General features: G+C 69.2%; 5 protein-coding genes. All 5 read left to right on the top strand.

Annotation, left to right across the window (positions count from 1 at the left end):
* On the top strand, positions 1-771 hold a 771-nt coding region (locus PO605_RS30525; protein ID WP_272207324.1), incomplete at its 5' end, for a FecR domain-containing protein.
* A gap of 89 nt (positions 772-860) precedes the next feature.
* Complete coding sequence (locus PO605_RS30520; RefSeq protein WP_272207323.1) at positions 861-3,329, top strand: TonB-dependent siderophore receptor; 2,469 nt, start codon at positions 861-863, stop codon at positions 3,327-3,329.
* Between the two features lie 88 nt (positions 3,330-3,417).
* Positions 3,418-3,921 carry a sigma-70 family RNA polymerase sigma factor gene (locus PO605_RS30515; protein ID WP_047472813.1) on the top strand — a complete coding sequence of 168 codons (504 nt, stop codon included), beginning with the start codon at positions 3,418-3,420 and terminating at the stop codon, positions 3,919-3,921.
* Positions 3,922-3,926: 5 nt separating this feature from the next.
* A complete protein-coding gene (locus tag PO605_RS30510) occupies positions 3,927-4,910 on the top strand; it encodes a FecR domain-containing protein (protein ID WP_272207322.1) in 984 nt (327 codons plus the stop codon).
* 124 nt (positions 4,911-5,034) lie between these two features.
* On the top strand, positions 5,035-7,569 hold the full coding sequence (locus tag PO605_RS30505) for a TonB-dependent receptor (protein WP_272207321.1): 2,535 nt from the start codon (positions 5,035-5,037) through the stop codon (positions 7,567-7,569).
* The last annotated feature ends 135 nt before the right edge of the window (positions 7,570-7,704 follow it).

Raw genomic sequence — 7,704 nt, 5'->3', positions numbered from 1 at the left:
CACCGCGCCCAGCGCCGCGCCGCCGTGGCCCGGCTGGCCGCGCTGCTGGCCGTGGCGCCTGCAGGCTGGCTGGCCTGGCAAGCCTGGTATGCGGCGGACCAGCGCGGCTGGGGCGCCGACCTGCGCACCGCCACGGGCGAGCGCCGCACCGAGCATCTGGCCGATGGCAGCCGCCTCCTGCTGGACACGGCCAGCGCGGTGGACATCCGGTTTGATGGCGCACTGCGCCTGCTCACCCTGCGCCAGGGTGCGATTTCCATAGAAACGGCGGCGGATACCGCCACACCGCACCGCCCCTTTGTCGTGGACACCGCCCATGGCCGGCTGCGCGCCCTGGGCACCCGCTTCACCGTGCGGCAGGAGGGGGGCTGGGCGGACGGCGGCCCCGTGCGCCTGGCCGTGACCGAGGGCGCCGTGGAAGTCACGCTGCGTGGCGCCGCCAGCCCGGCGCTGGTCGTTCAAGCCGGTCAGCAAACGGTATTGCGAGCGGGCGAGGTGACTGCGCCCCAGCCCCTGCAGCCCGAAGCCACGGCCTGGACCCACGGCATGCTGATGGCTGACGCCATGCCGCTGGCCGCGTTCTGCGCCGAACTGTCGCGCTACCGGCCCGGCCTGCTGCAGTGCGCGCCCGAGGTGCGCGCCCTGCGCGTGTCCGGCTCCTTCCCGCTGGGCGACACGGACCGGACGCTGACCATGCTGGCCTCCACCTATCCCGTCGATGTGCAGACGCGCATGCGTGGCTACTGGATCACCGTGGTCGCCAGGAACTAGAAAAATCAAGGCAGGGTGACACTTTTTCGGATCTCGGCTGGCAACGGGGAAAGAGCTTCTTTCTTCACCGCCTCCAAGGACCGATTTCCATGCCTGCCGTACCCATGCCGCATCCCGTCTTCCATCCCCTGGCGCATGCCGCCCGCCTGGCCCTGCTGGGCATGGCATTGGCCGCAGGCGCCGGGCAGGCGGCCGAACCGGCCCCCGCTTCCGTACCTGCTCCCGCTCCCGCAGCCCAGACCTACCAGATTGCGCCCGGGCCGCTGGGCCGCACGCTGGCCGGCGTGGCCACGGCGGCGGGCATTTCGCTGTCCTTCGATCCAGCGCTGACCGAAGGGCTGACCAGCCCGGCCCTGTCCGGCCACTACGCGCCGCAGCAGGCGCTGCAGCGCCTGCTGGCCGGCAGCGGGCTGGACATGGTGGCGCGCAGCGATGGCAGCTACACGCTGCGCAGGCAGGCGACCCAGGCCGTCCAGGCGGCAGGCGCCACCGCGCTGGGCGAGGTGCTGGTCACGGCGCAGGCCGAGCGCAGCGCCGTGACGCAAGGATCGGGCAGCTATGCGGCCACCGGACCCAGCAGCACGGCGACACGGCTGGGCCTGTCGCAGCGCGAGACCCCGCAATCGCTGAGCGTGATCACGCGCGAGCAGATCGATGACCGCGGTTTTCAGTCGCTGGAGGAGGTTGCCCTGGATGCCACGGGCCTGAGCACACGCCAGATCGGAGGCGGAGAACGCACGCAGTTCTTCCTGCGGGGTTTCGAGGTCAACTCTTTCCTGGCCGATGGCGTGCCGCTGGCCTTCGACTACGACACGCAGGGCCTGGCCACCATGGCCATGTATGACCGCGTGGAGGTGCTGCGCGGCGCTGCCGGACTGATGACGGGCACGGGCAATCCGTCCGGCACCATCAACCTCGTGCGCAAGCGCCCCACGGATGCCCCTCAGGTCTCGCTGACGGGCAGCCTGGGCTCCTGGAACAACCTGCGCGGCGAAATCGACGCGTCCGGCCCGCTCAATGCGGCCGGTACGCTGCGAGGCCGCGCCGTGGTGGCCCTGCAGGATACGGACACCTTCAAGCGGGCGTACCGCCATGAGCGCCAACTGGTCTACGGCACGCTGGAGGCCGATATCGCCCCGCGCACGCGGCTGAGCCTGGGCGGCTACTACAACAGGGAAGACAACCCCGGCGCCGACTGGAACGGCCTGCCCACGCGGCGTGATGGCAGCTTCTACCCGCTGCCGAGATCGGCGCGCGTGACGCCGGACTGGGCCTACTGGAACAAGGAAAACGCCAGCCTCTTCGCCGAACTGGAGCATGGCCTGGGCAACGGCTGGAAGACCCAGCTGACCGCACGTGTGCTGCAGGCGAAGATGGACATGCTTGGGACCTACCTGTATCCGCTGGAAGATTCCGCCGACTTCGGCCAGGGCGTGGGCGCCTATGCCTACAAGAAGACCCAATACAGTCTCGACGCCTTCGCGCAGGGGCCCTGGCAATGGTTGGGCCGCACCCATGAAATGGTCTTCGGCGCCAGCGTGAGGCAAAACAGCGACGACGACGGGCCTGGCGGGTGGCCGGCGGACTACCAGCAGATCGTGGACCCCATGACCTGGGACCCGGGCTCCGTTGCCCGGCCGGCCATCAACACCCTGTGGTCGCGGCGCGGCCACCAGCGGCAGCTGGGTGCCTACGGAACACTGCGGTTGAGCGTCGCGCAGCCCCTGACCGCGCTGCTGGGCGCGCGCGTGGATTCCTACTCCTACGACATGCTCACGCGCTCGGGGGAATGGAGCGATTCCAGCAGGTACCGGGTCCATGACCGCATCACGCCCTATGCAGGCCTGGTCTATGCGCTGGACAGCCGGCATTCCGCCTATGCCAGCTGGACCAGCGTGTTCCAGCCCCAGAGCAACCAGGGCGCCAGAGGCGCGCTGCTGGACCCGGTGACGGGACGCAACCTCGAGCTTGGCATCAAGGGCGAGTACGCCCAGGGCCGGCTGCAGGCCAGCGCGGCGCTGTTCCAGATCAACCAGAAGAATCTGCCGCTGCAACTGCCGCAATCGCAGTGCAGTCCCAATGTGGCGTCCTGCTATGCGCAGACCGGAGAGGTGCGAAGCAGGGGGGTGGAGTTCGAGGTGGCGGGTGCCGTCACGCCGTCCCTGCAACTGATGGCCGGCTACACCTACAACAGGGCGCAGCATGTCCGCGACTCGGACGTCGCCAAGGCCGGCACGCCCTATGACACCCAGACCCCGCGCCATCTGCTCAAGCTGTCGGCCCGCTACCAGCTGCCGGGCGCCTGGCAGCGCTGGTCCCTGGGCGGATCCGTGCGCACGCGCAGCGAGACCCGCTCGGCCGGCTACGGCGTGCGCCAGGGGGGCTATACGCTGGTGGACCTCATGGCGAGCTACCAATTCAGCCGGCAGCTGGATATACGGCTGAACGTCAGCAACCTCACGGACAAGTACTACTACCAGGCCATTGGCAGCACCCAGGACAACAACCATTTCGGGGCGCCGCGCAATGTGCTGCTGACGGCGCGCTACCGCTTCTGAAACAGAGACAGGTTGGCATGGATACAATCGAATAGGAATGATTCTTGTTTGATTGTGGGCCCCGCCCCCAAGGGAATCGGGACCTGCCATGCCATCCGCCTCCGCCCCCCAGTACCGAGAAGTCACAGCCCTGTACCTGGCCCACCACGGCTGGCTGCAGGGCTGGCTGCGCAAGAAGGTGGGCAATGCCTTCGACGCGGCCGATCTGGCGCAGAGCACCTTCCTCAAGGTGCTGGGCGCCAAGGGCCTGGACCAGCTCCAGGAGCCGCGCGCCTACCTGACCACCATTGCGCGCAACCTGCTGATCAACCAAGTGCGGCGCCGCGCCATCGAGCAAGCCTATCTCGATGCCCTGGCCGCCATGCCCGAGCCCGTGGCGCCGCCGCCCGAGGTCCGGCTCATGGTGCTGGAGACCCTGGTGGAGATAGACCGCCGCCTGGGCCGCCTGCCCGCGCTGGCCAAGCAGGCCTTCCTGCTGGCCCAGCTCGAAGGCCTGAGCCATGGCGAGATCGCGGCCGAGCTGGGGATTTCCATCTCCACGGTCAAGCGGCATCTGGCCAAGGCGGCCATGCGCTGCTTCTTCCCGGAGTAGGTGGCATGCAGGCGTTCCCTTCTGCTTCTTCCCCCATTTCTGCCGAAGTGGCCCGCCAGGCCGTGCAATGGTGGCTGCAGCTGAACTCCGGCAAGGCCCAGGCCCGGCAGCACGATGGCCTGCAGCGCTGGCGTGCGGCCAGCCCCGAGCATGAGGCCGCCTGGCAGCGCATCGAATCCATGGGCAGCCAGATGGCCGGCATTCCCATGCCGCTGGCGCGGGCCGCATTGGCCGCACCCGGCTCGGCCGGCAGGCGCCGTGCGGTGCAGGCGCTGGCCGTGCTGCTGGTCTCGGGCGCAGGCTCCGCAGCCGTCGTGCGCTCGCAGGCCTGGCGCGGCTGGACGGCCGACCAGGTGGCTGCCGTGGGCGAGCAGCGCACGCTGCCCCTGCCCGATGGCGGCAGCGTGGTGCTCAACACCGGCAGCGCCCTCAATCTGCGCTACGGCGCGGCCGAGCGCGTGCTGGAGCTGGTGCGTGGCGAAATCCTCGTGCAGACCGCGCCGGACAGCCTGCACCGGCCCTTCATCGTGCAGACCGCCATGGGCGCCGTCCAGGCTCTGGGCACGCGCTTCACGGTGCGCGAGCGCGAGCCCGGCATCGAAGTGGGCGTGCTGCAAGGCGCCGTGCAACTGCGGCCCGCGCATGCCCCGCATGCCGCGCAGCGCATAGCTGCGGGAGAGCAGGGCACGTTCACGGCCCAGCAGGCCGTGCACTCCGGCGCGCTGGACACGGCGGCCAGCGCCTGGGCCGAAGGCATGCTGGTGGCCTCGCGCATGCGGCTGGAGGATTTCCTGGCCGAGCTGGGCCGCTACCGGCGCGGGCGCCTGGGCTGCGACCCGGCCGTGGCCGGCCTGCACGTCTCCGGCGCCTATCCGCTGGCCGACACCGACCGCGTGCTGGCCGCGCTGACTTCCTCGCTGCCCGTGGAAATCCACTCCTTCTCGCGCTACTGGGTGATGGTGCGGCCTGCGGCGCCGCACAAGGCATGAAGGCCTTCGCCTCTCTTTTGAAAAAAATTTGAGCTGATTTGCCGGCGATGGCTGTCAACAGAGACAGGAGCGCACCGCAGCGTGCGCCAACGCTTCTCTACAACCATTGCAACAAGGCCTTTCCATGCGCCCTCAGACCATGCGCCAGAACTCCATGCGGCAGACTGTCGCCCCCACTGTCCGCCCATCCCAGGCGGCCCCGGCGTTGCGGCCCGTGGCGCTGGCGCTGCAGGTGCTGTGCGCGGGCACGCTGGCGGGGCTGGCTGCCGCAGGCGCCCTGGCTCCGGCACAGGCCTGGGCGCAGCCGGCTGCCGGTGCTTCGCAGCAACGCCAGTACGACATTGCCGCCGGCCCGCTGGAAAGCGTGCTCAACCAGCTCGGGCGCGAGGCCGGCGTGCTGGTCACCTTCGGCTCGGCCGTCACCGAAGGGCTGCGCAGCGGCGGCGTGAGCGGGCGCTTCACCGTGGAGCAGGCGCTGGACCGCGCCTTGCTGGGCACGCCGCTGGCGGCCGTGCGCTCGGCCGGCGGCGGCTACACCCTGCGCGAGATGCCCGTGGTGCCTGCCACCTCCGGCGCGGCGGGTGCTGCGGGTGCGGCAGGCGCGCCGTCCTCCCAGACACTCAGGACCGTGCTGGTCACGGCCTCGGCCCAGGCCAGCCCCACCACCGAAGGCTCGGGCTCCTACACCACGCCGGCCACGGCGGCGGCCACGGGCCTGAGCCTGTCGCTGCGCGACACGCCGCAGTCCGTCAGCGTGCTCACGCGCCAGCAGATCGAGGACCAGGGCCTGCTCTCGCTCAACGACGCCATGCGCAGCGTCACCGGCATCCATGTCGTCAGCTCGGACAGCGACCGCTCGGACTTCTACTCGCGCGGCTTCTACGTGGACAACCTGCAGTACGACGGCGTGCCCACCTCCATCGGCCTGTCGTTCTACGGCGAATCGGGCAACGACACCACCATCTATGACCGCGTCGAAGTGGTGCGCGGCGCCACGGGCCTGCTCACGGGCGCGGGCAATCCGTCGGCCTCCATCAACATGGTGCGCAAGCACGCCAACAGCAAGGTGTTCACGGGCTCGGCCTCGGCCAGCGTGGGCTCGTGGAACCACCATCGCGGCACGGTGGACCTGTCCATGCCGCTGACGCAGGACGGCCGCATCCGCGCACGCGTCGCCGGCATGGCCGAAGAGCGCGACTCCCATGTGGATCTCTACCACGCGCGCAAGCAGGTCTTCTACGGCGTGATCGATGCCGACCTCACGCCCGACACCACGCTCAGCGTGGGCGCCGACTACCAGGCCAACCGGCCCACCGGCTCGACCTGGGGCGGCCTGCCGCTGGTCTTCACGAACGGCATGCCGGCCGACTGGAGCACCTCCAAGACCACCGCCGCCAACTGGACGCGCTGGAACAGCACCAACAAAAGCATCTTCGCCAACCTGCAGCACCGCTTCGGCAACGACTGGAAGCTCAAGGCCAACTTCGTGCTCCGCGACAGCGCCTACGACGCCAAGCTGCTGTACCTCATGCGCCAGCCCGACATCACCACCGGCCTGGGCATGGCAGCCCTGCCCAACTACTCCGAATACAGCTTCCAGCAAAACAGCGCCGACCTGCAGGTGACGGGCGGCTGGGAACTGGGCGGGCGCCGCCATGAGGCCGTTGTCGGCCTGACCAGCAGCCGTGCCCGCGAACACAAGGCCGGCCATGCGCGCACCAGCCCCCTGCAGGACGTGGGCAACTACTACCAATGGGACGGCTCCTATGCCGAGCCCACCTGGGGGCCGCTGACCACCAGCAGCCTGGACCACACGCGCCAGGACGCGCTGTACGGCGCGCTGCGCCTGTCGCTGGCCGATCCGCTCAAGCTCATCGTGGGCGGGCGCCAGAGCAGCTGGAAGGTGCGCAGCCTCAGCGAGGTGCGCGACCACAACGTCTTCATCCCCTACGCGGGCCTGGTGCTGGACCTGAGCGAAGGCTTCTCGGCCTATGCCAGCTACACCGACATCTTCCAGCCCCAGAACTACCGCGACCGCGGCGGCAGCTACCTGGACCCCGTGGCGGGCAAGAGCTTCGAGATCGGCATCAAGGGCGAGCACCTGGACGGCAGGCTCAACAGCTCCCTGTCCGTCTTCCGCATCCAGCAGGACAACGTGGCCCAGCTGGACGAAGGCCAGGTCGTGCCCGGCACCACCGACTTCGCCTATTACGGCGCCAAGGGCGTGACCAGCAAGGGCTTCGAGGCCCAGCTCTCGGGCGAACTGGCCACGGGCTGGAACCTGTCGGCCGGCATTGCCCACACCGTCGCGCGTGACGCCCAGGGCCTGTCCATCAACGCCTGGGCGCCCAAAACCCAGGCCCAGCTGTTCACTTCCTACCGCCTGCCCGGTGGATGGAATCAGCTCACCGTGGGCGGCGGCCTGCAATGGCAAAGCCGCACCCGCGCCAGCGTCTTCGTGGCGGGCAATGACCTGGTCTTCGAGCAGAAATCCTTCGCCACCGCCAGCCTCATGGCGCGCTACGCCTTCAGCCCCAGGCTCTCGCTGCAGCTGAACCTCAACAACCTCTTCAACAAGAAGTACTACGTCAACATCGACGGCCAGGGCCAGTTCGGCACGCCGCGCCAGGCCATGGCGGTGCTGAACTACAAGTTCTGAGCGGGGGCAGGGTGGGGCAGGGCGCATTCCGTTGCGCCACAGCCCCACGCCAGCCCCATTTCCGCCCCATTCCTCCCTTTGGGCCGCAGAAACAGACTATTCCTAGAGACAAGCACGCCGCAGCTGCCTAGATTG

This window comes from Delftia sp. DT-2, from assembly GCF_028401915.1.
Lineage (GTDB): Bacteria > Pseudomonadota > Gammaproteobacteria > Burkholderiales > Burkholderiaceae_C > Comamonas > Comamonas tsuruhatensis.
Note: the sequence above shows the minus strand (reverse complement) of the source record. Positions and strands in the feature narration are given on the sequence as shown.